The following is a 17,067-nucleotide window of genomic DNA, read 5'->3' on the forward strand; positions in this document are numbered from 1 at the left end:
AGATGGCACGGCGTTACGACACCAACGACGCAGTCGACCGCGCTACCGGCCTGCGTGAAGCCGCCTCCGCAGTCCGCCGCGGCGAGCTGGTCGCGCTGCCCACCGACACCGTGTACGGCATCGGTGCCGACGCCTTCACGCCCGAGGCGGTCGGTGACCTCCTTGAGGCCAAGGGCCGCGGGCGCACCATGCCGACGCCGGTCGTCATCCCCTCGCCGAACACGCTGCACGGGCTCGTCACGGACTTCTCCGAGATGGCCTGGGAACTGGTCGACGCGTTCTGGCCGGGCGGCCTGACCCTCGTCGCCAAGCAGCAGCCGTCGCTGCAGTGGGACCTCGGCAACACCCGCGGCACCGTCGCGGTCCGGATGCCGCTGCACCCCGTCGCCATCGAACTGCTCACCGAGGTCGGCCCCATGGCCCTGTCCTCCGCGAACCTGACCGGCCACGCGGCCCCCGAGGACTGCGACGCCGCGCAGGAGATGCTCGGCGACTCCGTCTCCGTCTACCTCGACGGTGGGCCGACGCCCGGCAACATCCCGTCCTCCATCGTCGACGTCACCGGCAAGATCCCGGTCCTGCTGCGCGAGGGCGCGCTGACCGCGGACGAGCTGCGCAAGGTCGTACCCGACCTCGAGGTGGCGAATTGACAGCCCCTGAGACGGGGCGTGGCATAGGCAACGGGTACGTACGCACGCCGGCCCTCCCCGGCGACACCTTCCGCATCCTCCACGTCAGCACCGGCAATGTGTGCCGCTCGCCGATCACCGAGCGGCTGACCCGGCATGCCCTCGCGGACCGCCTCGGCGCGCCGCTCGCCGGCGGTCTGGTCGTGGAGAGCGCGGGCACCTGGGGCCACGAGGGCGCGCCCATGGAGGCCAATGCGGAAACGGTCCTGGCCGACTTCGGCGCGGACGCCTCCGGCTTCGTGGGCCGCGAGCTCCTCGACGACCACGTCATAAGGGCCGACCTGGTCCTGACCGCGACCCGCGACCACCGCGCGCAGGTCATCTCCATGGGCCACAGCGCGGGCCTGCGCACGTTCACTCTGAAGGAGTTCACGCGGCTCGTGCAGGCCATAGACCCGGCCACGCTCCCGGACCCCGTGGAGTCCGGCGTGGTCGAACGCGCCCGCTCCCTGGTCCGCGCGGCGGCCGCTCTACGCGGGTGGCTGCTCGCCCCCTCGATGGAGGCGGACGAGGTCTACGACCCGTACGGCGCACCTCTCCCGTTCTTCCAGTCGGTGGGCGGCGAAATCAACGAGGCCCTGGACCCGGTCGTGACGGCCCTGACGGGCGTCACTAAATAGCTCCCGCGAGCACCCGCCCCCTCCAACGCCCGAGGGGCTTGATCGGGCCGAGCAAATCAAGCCCCTGCGGCGATTGAGCAGCGGGGTCCGGGGCAGAGCCCCGTGACGTGACGCCGGGCGGCCGCAACCCGGCGGATCTACATTGGAAGGCACCCACCTCCCCAACGCGAGGCCCGGAGCCGACCATGCCGGTGATGACAGAACCCGCCACCACAGCGGAGCTACAGCGGCAAGACCCCGAACTGGCCGAGATCCTCCTCGGGGAGACCGCCCGCCAGGCGGACTCCCTCCAGCTCATCGCCGCGGAGAACTTCACGTCCCCCGCGGTCCTCGCCGCCCTCGGCTCCCCCCTCGCCAACAAGTACGCGGAGGGCTACCCCGGCGCCCGCCACCACGGCGGCTGCGAACTCGTCGACGTCGCCGAACGCCTCGCCATCGACCGCGCGAAGGCCCTTTTCGGCGCCGAACACGTCAACGTGCAGGCGCACAGCGGCTCTTCGGCCGTGCTCGCCGCGTACGCCGTCCTGCTGAAGCCCGGCGACACCGTCCTCGCGATGGGCCTGCCGTCCGGCGGCCACCTCACCCACGGCTCACCGGCCAACTTCTCGGGCCGCTGGTTCGACTTCGTGCCCTACGGCGTCGACGCGGAGAGCGGGCTCATCGACTACGAGCAGGTCCGCGCGGCGGCCCGCGCCCACCGCCCCAAGACGATCGTGTGCGGCTCGATCTCGTACCCCCGGCACATCGACTACGCCGCCTTCCGGGAGATCGCCGACGACGTGGGCGCCCACCTCATCGCCGACGCCGCGCACCCCATCGGCCTGGTCGCCGGGGGAGCGGCCCCGAACCCGGTCCCGTACGCCGACATCGTCTGCGCCACCACGCACAAGGTGCTGCGCGGGCCGCGCGGCGGCATGCTGCTGTGCGGCGCGGAGCTGGCGGACCGCGTCGACCGGGCCGTCTTCCCCTTCACCCAGGGCGGCGCCCAGATGCACACGATCGCCGCGAAGGCCGTCGCGTTCGGCGAGGCGGCCAGGCCGGGCTTCACCGCGTACGCCCATCAGGTCGTCGCCAACGCCCGGCTGCTCGCGAGCGCGCTCGCGGCGGAGGGCCTCGGCGTCACCACCGGCGGCACTGACACCCATCTGCTCACCCTCGACCCGGCCCCGCTCGGCGTCGCGGGCGCTGTCGCGCGCGGCCGACTGGCCTCCGCGGGCATGATCCTCGACACATGCGCGCTGCCTCATGAAGGCGGCCGCGGCCTGCGCCTGGGCACCGCCGCCGTCACCACTCAGGGCATGGGAGAAGGAGAGATGGCCCGCATCGCGGTGCTCCTGTCGGGTGTCGTACGCGATGTTCTCGACGTCCGTACGGTCCGGGAAGAAGTGCGCGAACTGGCCGGAAGATTCCCCCCGTACCCCGCCCAGAACGGGGTAGGCGCCCGGTAAGACACCCCCTGGACCGCACCAGGTACATCTCCGGAACCGTCAGCCGTGCAACCATCGTCGCTACCCGGAAGTCCCCAACCCTAAGCACGCGAAGCTAGGGTGTGGGGCTGAGATGGCCAGCGATATCTGTGGGGAAGCCCGTGCGTGAATACCTGCTGACGCTCTGCATCACGGCCGCGGTGACCTATCTGCTCACAGGCCCGGTGCGGAAGTTCGCGATCGTGGCCGGCGCCATGCCGGAGATCCGTGCGCGTGACGTGCACCGGGAACCCACGCCGCGGCTCGGCGGTATCGCCATGTTCTTCGGTCTGTGCGCGGGTCTGCTCGTCGCCGATCACCTGACCAACCTGGACAAGGTCTTCGAGTCCTCGAACGAACCGCGGGCGCTGCTCTCGGGAGCGGCCCTCATCTGGCTGATCGGCGTCCTGGACGACAAGTTCGAGATCGACGCCCTGATCAAGCTAGGCGGCCAGATGATCGCCGCGGGCGTGATGGTCATGCAGGGCCTGACGATCCTGTGGCTGCCGATCCCGGGTGTCGGGACGGTGTCCCTCACCCAGTGGCAGGGCACGCTGCTCACGGTCGCGCTGGTCGTGATCACCATCAACGCCGTGAACTTCGTCGACGGCCTCGATGGCCTCGCGGCGGGCATGGTGTGCATCGCCGCCTGCGCGTTCTTCCTGTACGCGTACCGGATCTGGTACGGCTACGGCATCGAGTCCGCGGCCCCGGCCACGCTGTTCGCGGCGATCCTGATGGGCATGTGTCTCGGCTTCCTGCCGCACAACATTCATCCGGCGAGAATCTTCATGGGCGACTCGGGCTCCATGCTCATCGGCCTGGTCCTGGCGGCCGGCGCGATCTCCATCACAGGGCAGGTCGACCCGGACGCGCTCAGGCTCAACCTGGGCGGCTCCACGCGGGACACCACGCACGCGATGCTCCCGGTCTTCATTCCGCTGCTGATGCCGCTGACGATCATCGCGATCCCGTTCGCCGACCTCGTCCTCGCGATCGTGCGCCGCACCTGGAACGGGCAGTCGCCGTTCGCCGCGGACCGCGGGCACCTGCACCACCGGCTCCTGGAGATCGGCCACTCGCACTCCCGCGCGGTGCTGATCATGTACTTCTGGTCGGGGCTCATCGCCTTCGGCGCGGTCGCCTACTCGGTGCACTCCGCGTCCGGGATGTGGGTCATGCTCACCATCGTCGCGCTGAGCTTCGTCGGCCTCGTCATGCTGCTGCTGCCGCGCTTCACGCCGCACGCGCCGCGCTGGGCCCAGCACTTGGTGCCGCCGCGCTACCGGCGGCCGCTCGGGGCGAGCGAGGCCCCGGAGGGGGAGCAGCCGGCCGAGGGCGCCGAGGGCGAACCGGACCGCAGCAGGATCCCCGCGGGTGTCAACGGGGCGACGGCGATCGGCGCCCGTTCGCGCTTCACGGATCGGCGTAAGGCCGGAACGTCACGTTGACCGTGACGATCACGGTGCCCGAAATGAGCCCAATACCAGACATGTTGACCCTGTGCGTGCACAGACGCGCAGGATCCCCCTCACGTGTGACGGTTGGCACACCTTCTAGGTAAAGACCGCATCAAATAGTTTGTGATACCGTTCACGAAGCCGGGGAAGGACCGAAAGGCCGTAGTGCGACGGTCATTTGGCCCGAATCGGACTGCTGAATCCCCGGACTACGCTCGTCCATGACGACACACGCCCCACACCAGTAAGCGGAGTTGCCGCCATGCCGTCCAATGACGCACGGACCCTTCTTCAAGCCGTTGTACCCACCGCCGTCGCAGGTTTGATTGCCGCGGTGATCAGTGGTGTGGTTGCGGGGGGCAAGGGGGCCATCGGTGCGCTGGTCGGTGCTCTTGTGGTGATCGTGTTCATGGGCCTCGGGCAGGTCGTGCTGATCCGCACGGCAAAATCGCTTCCGCAGCTGTTCCAGGCGATGGGGCTGATGCTCTACGTTGCCCAGCTGCTGTTGCTCTTGATCTTCGTGGCCATTTTCAAGGACACGACTCTCTTCAATCCCAAGGCCTTTGCCATCGCGCTGGTCGTTTCGACCGTGGTGTGGATGACAGCCCAGGCCCGAGCTCACATGAAGGCCAAGATCTTCTACATCGATCCCGAGTCGGCGCCCGGATCCAAGGGGTCCGGAACCAGCGAAAGGGACGAGAAGACCGGGTCGTCGTCGTGAGAGGTAGGGCCGGGATAAACGCCCATTCGTCGGGCTGCTATCGTCCGGTGCCAACTGCGGCATCGCCGGCGCGGGCACGAGAGCTGACGCCTGCACGATCGCGAGGCTCCATGCCTGCCCGCCGCCCCCACGCCCGAAACACCAGACCGGTGCCGATCCGCGGCTGCGCGCCGCACCGACACAACGAGGTTGCCGTACTTATGCGTCACGCCGAAGGAGCCCGCGGTGAGTGCTGACACGACCCAGCTCGCCTTTGACTGGAGCTGTCGGATCATGTCCGACAACGGATGCGGCTTCCCGGCGCCGGGCCTGCACTCCTTCCTGTTCGAACCGATCGCCGACTTCGGCTGGTTCTACTTCAACAAGGTGATGCTGCTCGCTCTGCTCACCACGATCGTCATCTGCTGGTTCTTCTACGCCGCGTTCGGCCGTTCCAAGGTCGTCCCCGGCAAGATCCAGATGATCGGTGAGGCCGGCTACGACTTCGTCCGCCGCAACGTCGTCTACGAGACGCTGGGCAAGAAGGAGGGCGAGAAGTACGTACCGATCATGGTCTCGCTGTTCTTCTTCATCTGGATCATGAACGTCTGGTCGGTCATCCCGCTCGCCCAGTTCCCGGTCGGCTCGGTCATCGCCTACCCGATCGTCCTCGCGGCGATCGTGTACCTGATCTGGGTGCCGCTCACCTTCAAGCGCCATGGGTTCGTAGGCGGCTGGAAGAACGTCACCGGTTACGACGCGTCGCTCGGCCCCGTCAAGTGGCTCGTCTCGGGCATCGAGTTCTTCTCGAACCTGCTGGTCCGCCCGTTCACGCACGCGGTCCGACTCTTCGCGAACATGTTCGCGGGTCACCTCATGCTGGTGATGTTCACCGTCGCCTCTTGGTACCTGCTGAACAGTTGGATGATCCCGGCCGCCGGTGTCTCCTTCGTCATGACGATGGCGATGATCCTCTTCGAGCTTTTCGTGCAGGCCGTCCAGGCATACGTCTTCGTGCTCCTGGCCTGCTCGTACATTCAGGGCGCTCTCGCCGAGCAGCACTGAGCCCCACCCGTCCAACCACCCCAGGTCGTCCGGTGGACAACCCCCACCGGTTCGTAAAGAAAAGGAAGTAACGGCATGTCCGCGTCCATCGAACTCGCCGCTGGCGTCTCCGGCTCCCTCGGTTCCATCGGTTACGGTCTCGCCGCGATCGGCCCCGGCATCGGCGTCGGCATCGTCTTCGGCAACGGCACCCAGGCCCTGGCCCGCCAGCCCGAGGCCGCCGGCCTGATCCGCGCCAACCAGATCCTCGGCTTCGCCTTCTGTGAGGCGCTCGCCCTCATCGGCATCGTCATGCCGTTCGTGTTCGGTATCTGAGTTTCCATACCTGACACGTTTCGACGAAAGGCACTGATGTGATCGCCAACCTGGTTGCACTCGCGGCCGAGGAGGAGCAGAGCCCGCTCGTCCCGCCCGGTCCCGAGCTGCTCATTGGCACCCTTGCCTTCGCCATCGTCTTCTTCGTCTTCGCCAAGAAGCTCCTTCCGCGCATCAACAAGACGCTGGAAGAGCGCCACGCGCAGATCGAAGGTGGCATCGAGAAGGCTGAGGCCCTCCAGACCGAGGCCCAGAGCGTGCTCGAGCAGTACAAGGCTCAGCTCGCCGAGGCCCGGCACGAGGCCGCGCGGCTGCGCCAGGAGGCGCAGGAGCAGGGTGCCTCGCTCATCGCCGAGATGCGTGCGGAAGGCCAGCGGCAGCGTGAGGAAATCATCGCCGCCGGTCACTCGCAGATCGAGGCCGACCGCAAGGCCGCCGCTCAGGCGCTGCGTCAGGACGTGGGCCTGCTGGCCACCGACCTGGCCGGCAAGCTGGTCGGCGAGTCCCTCGAGGACTCCGCCCGGCAGTCGCGCACGATCGACCGCTTCCTCGACGAGCTCGAAGAGAAGGCAGAGGCTGCACGATGACCGCCCACGGAGCGAGCCGCGAGGCACTGGCCGCCGCGCGTGAGCGTCTGGACGCGCTGACCGACAGCACGTCGGTCGACGCCAAGGCGCTCGCCGGCGACCTGGCCTCGGTGACCGCGCTGCTCGACCGCGAGGTCAGCCTGCGGCGGGTCCTGACCGACCCGGCGCAGGCCGGCGAGGCCAAGGCCGAGCTCGCGAGCCGCCTGCTCGGCGGCCAGATCAGCGGCGAGGCCGCCGACCTGGTGTCGGGCCTGGTCCGCTCCCGGTGGTCGGCCTCCCGCGACCTGGTCGACTCCCTGGAGGAGCTGGCCAACACCGCGGACCTGACCGCGGCGCAGAAGAACGGTGACCTCGACGACGTCGAGGACGAGCTGTTCCGGTTCGACCGGATCGTCTCCTCCAACACCGAGCTGCGCGCCGCGCTCACCGACAAGTCGGCCTCGGCCTCGGCCAAGGCCGAGCTCGTGAAGCGGCTGCTCGACGGTCGGGCCAAGCCCACCACCGAGCGGATCGTCGCGCGTCTTGTGACCGCGCCGCGTGGACGTAGCCTGGAAGCGGGACTCGAGTCCCTCTCCAAGCTCGCCGCGGAGCGTCGCGAGCGCATGGTGGCGGTCGTCACCACGGCGGTCCCGCTGAGCGACGCGCAGAAGCGGCGCCTGGGTGCGTCCCTCGCGAAGCTCTACGGCCGCGAGATGCACCTGAACCTGGACGTGGACCCCGAGGTCCTCGGCGGGATCAAGGTGCAGGTGGGTGACGAGGTCATCAACGGCTCCATCGCGGACCGCATCGAGGAGGCCGGCCGCCGCATGGCGAGCTGACCGCAACAAGCTCAACACGTACGACTACGGCCCTAGTTGGGCCGTGCAGAGGATTCCTGGGGGCTGACCCCAGACCCCCCAAGAACACTTCGGGCCCAACAAGGAGAGCAGGGAACCCAGATGGCGGAGCTCACGATCCGGCCGGAGGAGATCCGGGACGCGCTGGAGAACTTTGTCCAGGCGTACAAGCCGGACGCGGCCTCGCGCGAGGAGGTCGGTACGGTCACCCTTGCCGGCGACGGCATCGCGAAGGTCGAGGGTCTCCCCTCGGCCATGGCCAACGAACTGCTGAAGTTCGAGGACGGCACGCTCGGCCTCGCGCTCAACCTGGAAGAGCGCGAGATCGGCGCCATCGTCCTCGGTGAGTTCAGCGGCGTCGAGGAGGGCCAGCCGGTCACGCGTACCGGTGAGGTCCTGTCCGTCGGTGTCGGCGAGGGCTACCTCGGCCGCGTCGTCGACCCGCTCGGCAACCCGGTCGACGGTCTCGGCGAGATCGAGACCAACGGTCGTCGCGCCCTTGAGCTGCAGGCCCCCACGGTCATGCAGCGCAAGTCGGTGCACGAGCCGATGGAGACCGGCTACAAGGCCGTCGACGCGATGACCCCCGTCGGCCGTGGTCAGCGTCAGCTGATCATTGGTGACCGCCAGACCGGCAAGACCGCCCTGGCCGTCGACACGATCATCAACCAGCGCGACAACTGGCGCACCGGGGACCCGAACAAGCAGGTCCGCTGCGTCTACGTCGCGATCGGTCAGAAGGGCTCCACCATCGCCTCCGTGCGCGGTGCCCTCGAAGAGGCCGGCGCGCTGGAGTACACGACCATCGTCGCCGCCCCGGCGTCCGACCCGGCCGGCTTCAAGTACCTGGCGCCGTACACCGGCTCGGCCATCGGCCAGCAGTGGATGTACGAGGGCAAGCACGTCCTCATCATCTTCGACGACCTCTCGAAGCAGGCCGACGCCTACCGCGCCGTGTCCCTGCTGCTCCGCCGCCCGCCGGGGCGCGAGGCCTACCCGGGTGACGTCTTCTACGTGCACTCCCGTCTGCTCGAGCGCTGCGCGAAGCTCTCGGACGAGATGGGCGCCGGCTCGATGACGGGTCTCCCGATCGTCGAGACGAAGGCGAACGACGTGTCGGCGTTCATTCCGACCAACGTCATCTCCATCACCGACGGCCAGTGCTTCCTGGAGTCCGACCTGTTCAACGCCGGCCAGCGTCCGGCCCTGAACGTCGGTATCTCGGTCTCCCGTGTGGGTGGTTCCGCCCAGCACAAGGCCATGAAGCAGGTCTCCGGCCGGCTCCGTCTCGACCTGGCCCAGTACCGCGAGCTGGAGGCGTTCGCCGCCTTCGGTTCCGACCTGGACGCCGCGTCGAAGTCGCAGCTGGAGCGCGGTCAGCGTCTGGTCGAGCTGCTGAAGCAGGCTCAGTACCAGCCGATGGCCACCGAGGACCAGGTCGTCTCCGTCTGGGCCGGTACCAACGGCAAGATGGACGAGGTGCCGGTCTCCGACATCCGCCGCTTCGAGAAGGAGCTCCTCGAGCACCTGCACCGCAAGGAGCAGGGCCTGATGACCTCCATCAAGGAGGGCGGGAAGATGTCGAACGACACCATCCAGGCCATCGACGACGCCGTCGCCGAGTTCAAGAAGCAGTTCGAGACCTCGGACGGGAAGCTTCTCGGCGAGGACGCTCCGGCCGCCGCCGGTAAGTGACGACGGAAGGGACCTGACTCATGGGAGCCCAGCTCCGGGTCTACAAGCGTCGCATCCGATCCGTCACCGCGACCAAGAAGATCACCAAGGCGATGGAGATGATCGCCGCCTCGCGTGTCGTCAAGGCACAGCGCAAGGTGGCGGCCTCCACGCCCTACGCGACCGAGCTCACGCGCGCGGTCACGGCGGTGGGGACGGGGTCGACCACAAAGCACCCGCTGACGACCGAGCCCGAGACGGCGACCCGCTCCGCGGTGCTGCTGCTCACGAGCGACCGCGGTCTGGCCGGTGCCTTCAACTCGAACGCGATCAAGGCCGCGGAGCAGCTCACCGAGCGGCTCCAGGCCGAGGGCAAGGAGGTCGACACGTACATCGTCGGCCGCCGTGGCCTCGCCCACTACAACTTCCGCGAGCGCAAGGTCGTGGAGTCGTGGGCGGGCTTCACCGACGAGCCCACGTACGCGGACGCCAAGAAGGTCGCGGCCCCGCTGATCGAGGCGATCGAGCAGGAGACGGCCGAGGGCGGCGTGGACGAGCTCCACATCGTCTACACCGAGTTCGTCTCGATGATGACGCAGACGGCCGTCGACGGCCGTCTGCTGCCCCTCAGCCTCGAGGAAGTGGCGGAGGAGTCGAAGGCGTCCGGCAAGGGCGACGAGATCCTTCCGCTGTACGACTTCGAGCCGTCGGCGGAGGACGTCCTCGACGCCCTGCTGCCGCGCTACGTCGAGAGCCGGATCTACAACGCGCTGCTCCAGTCGGCTGCCTCCAAGCACGCCGCCACGCGCCGCGCGATGAAGTCGGCGACCGACAACGCGGGAGACCTGATCAATAACCTCTCGCGACTTGCCAACGCGGCCCGCCAGGCCGAAATCACCCAGGAAATCAGCGAGATCGTCGGTGGCGCCAGCGCCCTGGCCGACGCGAACGCGGGGAGTGACAAGTAATGACGACCACTGTTGAGACCGCGACGGCCACGGGCCGCGTCGCCCGGGTCATCGGCCCGGTCGTCGACGTGGAGTTCCCCGTCGACGCGATGCCGGACATCTACAACGCCCTGCACGTCGAGGTCAACGACCCGGCCAAGGACGGCGAGAAGAAGACCCTGACGCTCGAGGTCGCCCAGCACCTCGGTGACGGCCTGGTCCGCGCCATCTCCATGCAGCCCACCGACGGCCTGGTCCGCCAGGCCCCGGTCGTGAACACCGGCGCCTCCATCACGGTGCCCGTCGGCGACTTCACCAAGGGCAAGGTGTTCAACACCCTCGGCGAGGTCCTGAACGTCGACGAGCAGTACACGGGCGAGCGCTGGGGCATCCACCGCAAGGCTCCGAACTTCGACGAGCTCGAGTCGAAGACCGAGATGTTCGAGACCGGCATCAAGGTCGTCGACCTTCTCACCCCGTACGTCAAGGGTGGAAAGATCGGCCTGTTCGGTGGTGCCGGCGTCGGCAAGACGGTGCTCATCCAGGAGATGATCTACCGCGTCGCCAACAACCACGACGGTGTCTCCGTGTTCGCCGGTGTCGGCGAGCGCACCCGTGAGGGCAACGACCTCATCGAGGAGATGGCCGAGTCCGGCGTCATCGACAAGACCGCGCTGGTCTTCGGTCAGATGGACGAGCCGCCGGGCACCCGTCTGCGCGTGGCCCTCGCGGGTCTGACGATGGCGGAGTACTTCCGCGACGTCCAGAAGCAGGATGTTCTCTTCTTCATCGACAACATCTTCCGCTTCACGCAGGCCGGTTCCGAGGTCTCCACGCTGCTCGGCCGTATGCCGTCCGCCGTGGGTTACCAGCCGAACCTCGCCGACGAGATGGGCCTCCTCCAGGAGCGCATCACCTCGACGCGTGGTCACTCGATCACGTCCATGCAGGCCATTTACGTGCCCGCGGACGACCTGACCGACCCGGCCCCGGCGACGACCTTCGCCCACCTCGACGCGACGACGGTGCTTTCCCGTCCGATCTCCGAGAAGGGCATCTACCCGGCCGTGGACCCGCTGGACTCCACGTCCCGCATCCTGGACCCCCGCTACATCGCGGCGGACCACTACAACACGGCCATGCGCGTCAAGACGGTGCTGCAGAAGTACAAGGACCTCCAGGACATCATCGCGATCCTCGGTATCGACGAGCTCGGCGAGGAGGACAAGCTCACCGTCCACCGCGCCCGTCGCGTGGAGCGCTTCCTGTCCCAGAACACCCACGTCGCCAAGCAGTTCACCGGCGTCGACGGGTCGGACGTCCCGCTGGACGAGTCGATCACCGCGTTCAACGCGATCATCGACGGTGAGTACGACCACTTCCCGGAGCAGGCGTTCTTCCTGTGCGGTGGCATTGAGGACCTCAAGGCCAACGCCAAGGAGCTCGGCGTCTCCTGAGCCCCGTGCTCGTAGGGAGGGTCGGGGGCATGTCCCGACCCTCCCGTCACGCCCACTAGACTTTGAACCGACACCCGGCAGCGAGTGCCGCCGGGTGGTGACCCGAGGAGCCCACCTTGGCTGCTGAGCTGCACGTCGAGCTCGTCGCCGCGGACCGCAGTGTCTGGTCCGGCGAGGCCACCCTGGTCGTCGCGCGTACCACGTCCGGCGACATCGGCGTCATGCCCGGTCACCAGCCGCTGCTCGGTGTGCTGGAGTCGGGACCCGTGACGATCCGTACGACGGACGGGGGAACGATCGTGGCGGCTGTCCACGGCGGTTTCATCTCGTTCGCCGACAACAAGCTGTCCCTGCTGGCCGAGATCGCCGAGCTTTCGGACGAGATCGACGCCCAGCGGGCGGAGCGGGCGCTGGAGCGCGCGAAGTCGGACGCGGACGCGTCCGCCGAGCGTCGCGCCGACGTGCGACTCCGTACGGTGGCGGCGCGCTGAATCCAGCGAGCCACATGATGTACCTCAGCCGCGGCCCAGGCCGGAGATAATCTCCGGACCGGGTCGCGGCTGAGGCGATCTACAACTGTTTTGCTGTTCCGTTATCGGTCGAGAAGCGAGGAGGTCGGTGCAGATGGTCCTCGTTCTCGTGCTGTGCGTAGTCGCGGTCGTCGTACTCGTGGTGGTGGGGCTTGTCGCCTTCGGGGTGCGGCGGCGGCTCATCCAGCGGTCCGGCGGTACGTTCGACTGTTCGCTGCGGTGGGACGCTCCGGCGCCCGATGCGGCGGATGCCTCCGGCAAAGGGTGGGGGTACGGGATCGCCCGCTACAACGGGGACCGGGTCGAGTGGTTCCGGGTCTTCTCGTATGCGCCGCGGCCCAAGCGGATTCTGGAGCGGGCGGCGATCGAGGTCACCGGGCGGCGGGCGCCCGAGGGCGAGGAGGAGCTCGCGCTTCTCTCGGACGCGGTCGTCCTCGCGTGTACGCATCGCGGTACGCGTCTCGAGCTGGCCATGAGCGAGGACGCGCTGACCGGTTTCCTCGCGTGGCTGGAGGCGGCACCTCCCGGCCAGCGGGTCAACGTGGCGTAGCGCCTCGGGGCTCCAAAATTGGAGCCCGTCCGGCGATTGAGAACAGTCTTGTGAGCCGGTTCGGGTGCACCCTTCCAGCCGTCCGGCGTCTGAGGGACTTCGGGAAGGGGCGGGGTGGGGGAATGGCATGGAGAAGCCGGGCCGCGGGGGGCGTTCCCGGGGCCCGGCTTCGGTCTGTGGAGGGCTACTTCAGGCCGGAGTTGATGGCCGTCACCAGTTCGCCGTTGGACGTGTCGCCCGAGAACTCCCAGAAGAACGCGCCGCCCAGACCCTGCGACTTGGCCCAGCTCATCTTCGAGCCGATCGTCGCCGGGGTGTCGTACGACCACCAGTCCGAGCCGCAGTGCGCGTACGCGGTCCCGGCCACCGTCCCGTTCGACGGGCACTTGGTCTTGAGGACCTTGTAGTCCTCGATCCCCTGCTCGTACGTGCCGGCGGCAGGCCCCGTCGCCGTACCGCCCGGCTCCTTCTGCGTCACACCGGTCCAGCCGCGGCCGTAGAAGCCGATGCCGAGCAGGAGCTTCGAGGCCGGTACGCCCTGTGCCTTCAACTTGGCGATGGCGTCGGCCGAGTTGAAGCCCTGCTGCGGGATGCCGGAGTACGAGGTGAGCGGGGAGTGCGGGGCCGTCGGGCCCTTCGCGTCCCAGGCGCCGAAGAAGTCGTACGTCATGACGTTGTACCAGTCGAGGGACTGGCCGGCGCCCGCGTAGTCGTTCTTCTCGATCTTGCCGCCGGAGGAGGCGTCGGCCGTGATGGCCGCCGTGACCAGGTTGCTGTTGCCGAACTTCGAACGCAGTGCCGTCGTCAGCTTCTTGAGCGCGTCCTGCCCGGACGTGTCACAGCTCAGACCGCACGCGTTCGGGTACTCCCAGTCGATGTCGATGCCGTCGAAGACATCGGCCCAGCGCGGGTCCTCGACCAGCTTGTAGCAGGAGTCGGCGAACGCGGCCGGGTTCTTCGCGGCCTCACCGAAGCCGCCGGACCAGGTCCAGCCGCCGAAGGACCAGAGGATCTTGAGGTTCGGGTGCTTGGCCTTCAGCTGACGCAACTGGTTGAAGGCGCCGCGCAGCGGCTGGTCCCAGGTGTCGGCCTGTCCGGAGACGGAGTTGGCGGCCGTGTACGCCATGTCCGTGTCGGCGTAGGAGTCGCCCATGGTGCACTTGCCGCCCTGGACGTTGCCGAAGGCGTAGTTGATGTGCGTGACCTTGGCGGCCGAGCCGGAGGTCTCCAGGTTCTTCGGGTAGTACTGGCGGCCGTAGACGCCCCAGTCGGTGAAGTAGCCCAGGTTCTTCTTGCCGCCGGTGCCCGGGTCCGTGCCGCCGCCCGTTGTGTGCACCTTGACGGAGCCGGAGACCGGGCCCGTCTGGTCGGCGGTGTCGCGCGCCTGCACCGTGTACGAGTAGTCGGTGCCGGCGCTCAGGCCCGTGTCGGTGTACGAAGTGCCGGTCACCGTGGCGACCTTGGCGCCGTCGCGCAGCACGTCGTAGTTCTTGACGCCCTTGTCGTCGGTGGCGGCCGACCAGGACAGCTTGGCGGAGGTGTCGGTGACGCCGGAGGCGGTCGGGGTGCCGGGCGCGGAGGGTGCCGCGTCGCCGGGCACGTCGCCGCCGTCGCAGGAGGCGCCGTTGAGCTTGCAGCCCGTGGGGGCGCCGGAGCCGGTGCCGTTGAAGCCGAAGGAGACCGAGGCGCCGGGGGCGATCGACCCGTTCCAGGAGAGGTTCTTGGCGGTCCAGTGGTCGGCCGAGTTGGTGACGCTCGCGTCCCAGGCCGAGGTCACCTTCGTACCGGAGGGGAAGTCCCACTCGACGTTCCACGAATTCACGGTCGTGGTCCCGGAGTTCTTGATCGTCCACTTGCCCTCGAAGCCGTTGCCCCAGTCCTGGGTCTTGGCGTACGTGGCGGTGACGGTGGTGGCCTCGGCGGCGGCGTGGGAGGGGGTGGCGAGGCCGACGAGGGCGGCGGCGGGCAGGACGAGGGTCGCGAGTGCCGCGGTCGTTCTGTGCCGAAGTCGCTGTCTGGGTACGTCAGTCGGGTGCATCGGGTGCTCCTCGGGAGGTCCGGGGTTCGTCTTGGGGGTGGAACCCTGCGACGCCCATGAGCACCGGAGTGGGGGGTGTGCTCACCGCAGTGCGGCGAGAATAGAAAGGTCTGGACCAGCGGTCAAGGTCTAAACCAATCACGGCTTTCGGCCAACTTCCCGCGCCAGCACGGCCGCCTGCACCCGGCTGCGCAGGTTCAACTTGCCGAGCAGGCGGCTGACATGGGTCTTCACCGTGGCCTCCGCCATGTCGAGCCGGTCCGCGATCTCCGCGTTGGACAGGCCTTCGCCCAGCCGGTCGAGCACCTCCCGCTCCCGGCGCGTGAGCGTCTCCAACTCCGTTGGAAGATTGGTCGGTTCAACCTCGGAGGGCCGCGCGAACTCGGCGATCAGGCGGCGGGTGACCGCCGGCGCGATCAGGCCCTCGCCCCGGGCGACCGCGCGGACGGCCTCCAGGAGGTCCCGCGCGTCGGTGTTCTTGAGCAGGAACCCGGCCGCCCCCGCGCGCAGCGCCCCGAACACGTACGCGTCGACGTCGAAGGTGGTCAGGACCAGCACGTCCGCGAGCCCCTCCTCGACGACCGCGCGGGTGGCCGACACGCCGTCGAGGCGCGGCATCTGCACGTCCATCAGGACCAGCTCGGGCCGCAGCTCCCGGGCCAGCTCCAGGGCGCGCTCGCCGTCCTCCGCCTCGCCGACGACCTCGATGTCGGGCGCGCTGTTCAGGATCAGCACGAGCCCGGCCCGTACGGCGGACTGGTCCTCGGCGACGAGTACGCGGATCACGTGGGGTCTCCTCCTTCGGTGTGCAGCGGCAGGGCGGCGTGCACCCGCCACGTGCCGCCGTCCTGCGGACCGGCCTCCTGCGGACCGGCCTCGAACGTGCCGCCCAGCAGCGCCGCCCGCTCCCGCATCCCGACGAGCCCGGCCCCGGAACCCGGCGCGCGGGGCCCGCCCCGGTCGCCGTGCGGGCTGTCGACCCGCACCTCGATCCGCTCCCGCGAGCGGTCGACGGCCACCGTGACGCGGCCGGGCCCCGCGTGCTTGAGCGCGTTCGTGAGGGACTCCTGGACGATGCGGTAGGCGGCGAGCTCGACCGGCGCGGGCAGCCCGGTGACGGCGCCCGACACGGCCAGCCGGACGTCGAGGCCGTTCGTGCGGGACTGCTCGACGAGGGCGCCGAGGCCCGCGAGGGTGGGCGCGGCGGCCGGCTCCTCGTCCTCGCCCGCGTCCCGCAGGATGCCGATGAGGCGGCGCATCTCGGCAAGGCCCTCGACGCTGTTCTCGCGGATCGTCGTCAGCGCCTCGCGGGTGGTGTCCTGATCGTCGAGGGACAGCGCGGCCGTCGAGTGGATCGCGATCGCCGACAGGTGGTTCGCCACCATGTCGTGCAGCTCGCGGGCCATCCGGGCGCGCTCCGCGGTCACCGCCTGCGCCCGGTCCATCTCGGCGAGCAGCGCCGTCTGCTCCGCCCGCAGCCGCTCGGCCTGCGCCGCCTCGCGATGGCCGCGGACCAGCAGTCCGGTGGCGGCGGGGCCGAACGAGACGAGCCCGGTCGCGACACCGATCAGGATCGCCTCCGGCTGCCGCAGCCAGGCGACGAAGCCGAGCGTGACGGCGACCGTCACCAGGCCGGTGCTGACCGGGAGGCGGCGGGCCGCGGCCGGGGTCCCGTACAGCGCGGCCGCGTACATCAGGTCCGTGTACATGAGCACCGTCGCCAGGCTGCCCCGGGTGAACTGGTCGGCGATCAGCACGAGCGTGCCGGCGACGACGGCGAACCGGGGGCGGGTGCGGCGCAGCAGTTCCAGCGCCGCCATCGCGACGAGCGGCACGAGCAGCCACGAACCGTCGAAGAGACGTCCCGTGTTCATGCCGAGCCCGAAGCCCCACAGCGCGAGACCGCCGAGCAGCCCGCCGACGGCGATGCGCACGTCGTCACGGTGCGGGCGGGGGAGAGCGGCGGCCTGCATGACTCCATCCAACACGGCCGGGGCGGTCCTGCCATGGTGCGGCGGGACGAGCCGCGTCTTCGCGGCACTACATCGAAGGATGCAGTCCCACTTCGTCATGTACGACGACGATCACGCGCCGCGCGGCAGGGAGCCTGAAAGCAGGGGAACGAGAGGAGCC

General features: G+C 68.9%; 17 protein-coding genes. 14 read left to right on the plus strand and 3 right to left on the minus strand.

Annotated features, from left to right (window positions below):
* Window positions 1-2: 2 nt before the first annotated feature.
* The 14 genes from ACIA8D_RS13830 to ACIA8D_RS13895 all read left to right on the plus strand — a co-directional run bounded on the left by ACIA8D_RS13830 (window position 3) and on the right by ACIA8D_RS13895 (window position 12,896).
* Complete coding sequence (locus ACIA8D_RS13830) at window positions 3-650, plus strand: L-threonylcarbamoyladenylate synthase (RefSeq protein ID WP_399231745.1); 648 nt, start codon at window positions 3-5, stop codon at window positions 648-650.
* Window positions 647-1,309 carry a protein-tyrosine-phosphatase gene (locus ACIA8D_RS13835; RefSeq protein WP_399231746.1) on the plus strand — a complete coding sequence of 221 codons (663 nt, stop codon included), beginning with the start codon at window positions 647-649 and terminating at the stop codon, window positions 1,307-1,309. The genes ACIA8D_RS13830 and ACIA8D_RS13835 overlap by 4 nt, the downstream gene beginning before the upstream one ends.
* A 185-nt stretch (window positions 1,310-1,494) precedes the next feature.
* Window positions 1,495-2,757, plus strand: coding sequence for a serine hydroxymethyltransferase (gene glyA, locus ACIA8D_RS13840; RefSeq protein ID WP_399231748.1), 1,263 nt, complete (start codon window positions 1,495-1,497; stop codon window positions 2,755-2,757).
* Window positions 2,758-2,897: 140 nt separating this feature from the next.
* Entirely contained in the window at window positions 2,898-4,226 is a 1,329-nt protein-coding gene (locus ACIA8D_RS13845) for an MraY family glycosyltransferase (RefSeq protein ID WP_399231750.1), read from the plus strand.
* 271 nt (window positions 4,227-4,497) lie between these two features.
* Window positions 4,498-4,956: a hypothetical protein gene (locus tag ACIA8D_RS13850; protein ID WP_399231752.1), complete on the plus strand. Its 459-nt coding sequence runs from the start codon at window positions 4,498-4,500 to the stop codon at window positions 4,954-4,956.
* 273 nt (window positions 4,957-5,229) lie between these two features.
* Window positions 5,230-6,000 (plus strand): F0F1 ATP synthase subunit A, encoded by a 771-nt coding sequence (gene atpB / locus ACIA8D_RS13855; protein ID WP_399231870.1) that lies wholly within the window; start codon window positions 5,230-5,232, stop codon window positions 5,998-6,000.
* 75 nt (window positions 6,001-6,075) lie between these two features.
* Window positions 6,076-6,315, plus strand: coding sequence for an ATP synthase F0 subunit C (gene atpE / locus ACIA8D_RS13860; protein WP_266714117.1), 240 nt, complete (start codon window positions 6,076-6,078; stop codon window positions 6,313-6,315).
* 38 nt (window positions 6,316-6,353) lie between these two features.
* Window positions 6,354-6,902, plus strand: a complete 549-nt coding sequence (locus ACIA8D_RS13865) for a F0F1 ATP synthase subunit B (RefSeq protein ID WP_399231754.1) — start codon at window positions 6,354-6,356, stop codon at window positions 6,900-6,902.
* Window positions 6,899-7,720: a F0F1 ATP synthase subunit delta gene (locus ACIA8D_RS13870; RefSeq protein ID WP_399231755.1), complete on the plus strand. Its 822-nt coding sequence runs from the start codon at window positions 6,899-6,901 to the stop codon at window positions 7,718-7,720. Before ACIA8D_RS13865 ends, ACIA8D_RS13870 begins: the two co-directional genes overlap by 4 nt.
* Window positions 7,721-7,840: 120 nt before the next feature.
* Window positions 7,841-9,433, plus strand: a complete 1,593-nt coding sequence (gene atpA, locus ACIA8D_RS13875; protein ID WP_399231757.1) for a F0F1 ATP synthase subunit alpha — start codon at window positions 7,841-7,843, stop codon at window positions 9,431-9,433.
* A gap of 20 nt (window positions 9,434-9,453) precedes the next feature.
* Window positions 9,454-10,380, plus strand: a complete 927-nt coding sequence (locus tag ACIA8D_RS13880) for a F0F1 ATP synthase subunit gamma (RefSeq protein ID WP_399231759.1) — start codon at window positions 9,454-9,456, stop codon at window positions 10,378-10,380.
* Window positions 10,380-11,816, plus strand: a complete 1,437-nt coding sequence (gene atpD / locus ACIA8D_RS13885) for a F0F1 ATP synthase subunit beta (protein ID WP_399231760.1) — start codon at window positions 10,380-10,382, stop codon at window positions 11,814-11,816. Before ACIA8D_RS13880 ends, atpD begins: the two co-directional genes overlap by 1 nt.
* A gap of 116 nt (window positions 11,817-11,932) precedes the next feature.
* On the plus strand, window positions 11,933-12,307 hold the full coding sequence (locus tag ACIA8D_RS13890) for a F0F1 ATP synthase subunit epsilon (RefSeq protein ID WP_385762538.1): 375 nt from the start codon (window positions 11,933-11,935) through the stop codon (window positions 12,305-12,307).
* A 133-nt stretch (window positions 12,308-12,440) separates the two neighbouring features.
* Window positions 12,441-12,896: a DUF2550 domain-containing protein gene (locus tag ACIA8D_RS13895; RefSeq protein ID WP_399231763.1), complete on the plus strand. Its 456-nt coding sequence runs from the start codon at window positions 12,441-12,443 to the stop codon at window positions 12,894-12,896.
* Between the two features lie 184 nt (window positions 12,897-13,080).
* Here ACIA8D_RS13895 and ACIA8D_RS13900 read toward each other — a convergent pair whose 3' ends face one another.
* The 3 genes from ACIA8D_RS13900 to ACIA8D_RS13910 all read right to left on the minus strand — a co-directional run bounded on the left by ACIA8D_RS13900 (window position 13,081) and on the right by ACIA8D_RS13910 (window position 16,907).
* A complete protein-coding gene (locus ACIA8D_RS13900; RefSeq protein WP_399231765.1) occupies window positions 13,081-14,934 on the minus strand; it encodes a glycosyl hydrolase family 18 protein in 1,854 nt (617 codons plus the stop codon).
* Between the two features lie 138 nt (window positions 14,935-15,072).
* Entirely contained in the window at window positions 15,073-15,720 is a 648-nt protein-coding gene (locus ACIA8D_RS13905; RefSeq protein ID WP_399231766.1) for a response regulator, read from the minus strand.
* Complete coding sequence (locus ACIA8D_RS13910) at window positions 15,717-16,907, minus strand: sensor histidine kinase (protein WP_399231767.1); 1,191 nt, start codon at window positions 16,905-16,907, stop codon at window positions 15,717-15,719. Before ACIA8D_RS13910 ends, ACIA8D_RS13905 begins: the two co-directional genes overlap by 4 nt.
* Window positions 16,908-17,067: the final 160 nt, after the last annotated feature.

The organism is Streptomyces sp. NPDC051684, from assembly GCF_044453445.1.
In the GTDB taxonomy this organism is placed as follows: domain Bacteria; phylum Actinomycetota; class Actinomycetes; order Streptomycetales; family Streptomycetaceae; genus Streptomyces.

Bases quoted from the DNA above. Each gene is read 5' to 3' on its own strand.
- ACIA8D_RS13830 (WP_399231745.1), top strand. From the start codon at position 3: ATGGCACGGCGTTACGACACCAACGACGCAGTCGACCGCGCTACCGGC.
- atpE (WP_266714117.1), top strand. From the start codon at position 6,076: ATGTCCGCGTCCATCGAACTCGCCGCTGGCGTCTCCGGCTCCCTCGGT.
- glyA (WP_399231748.1), top strand. From the start codon at position 1,495: ATGCCGGTGATGACAGAACCCGCCACCACAGCGGAGCTACAGCGGCAA.
- ACIA8D_RS13900 (WP_399231765.1), bottom strand. From the start codon at position 14,934: ATGCACCCGACTGACGTACCCAGACAGCGACTTCGGCACAGAACGACC.
- ACIA8D_RS13870 (WP_399231755.1), top strand. From the start codon at position 6,899: ATGACCGCCCACGGAGCGAGCCGCGAGGCACTGGCCGCCGCGCGTGAG.
- atpB (WP_399231870.1), top strand. From the start codon at position 5,230: ATGTCCGACAACGGATGCGGCTTCCCGGCGCCGGGCCTGCACTCCTTC.
- ACIA8D_RS13880 (WP_399231759.1), top strand. From the start codon at position 9,454: ATGGGAGCCCAGCTCCGGGTCTACAAGCGTCGCATCCGATCCGTCACC.
- atpA (WP_399231757.1), top strand. From the start codon at position 7,841: ATGGCGGAGCTCACGATCCGGCCGGAGGAGATCCGGGACGCGCTGGAG.
- ACIA8D_RS13850 (WP_399231752.1), top strand. From the start codon at position 4,498: ATGCCGTCCAATGACGCACGGACCCTTCTTCAAGCCGTTGTACCCACC.
- ACIA8D_RS13895 (WP_399231763.1), top strand. From the start codon at position 12,441: ATGGTCCTCGTTCTCGTGCTGTGCGTAGTCGCGGTCGTCGTACTCGTG.
- atpD (WP_399231760.1), top strand. From the start codon at position 10,380: ATGACGACCACTGTTGAGACCGCGACGGCCACGGGCCGCGTCGCCCGG.
- ACIA8D_RS13910 (WP_399231767.1), bottom strand. From the start codon at position 16,907: ATGCAGGCCGCCGCTCTCCCCCGCCCGCACCGTGACGACGTGCGCATC.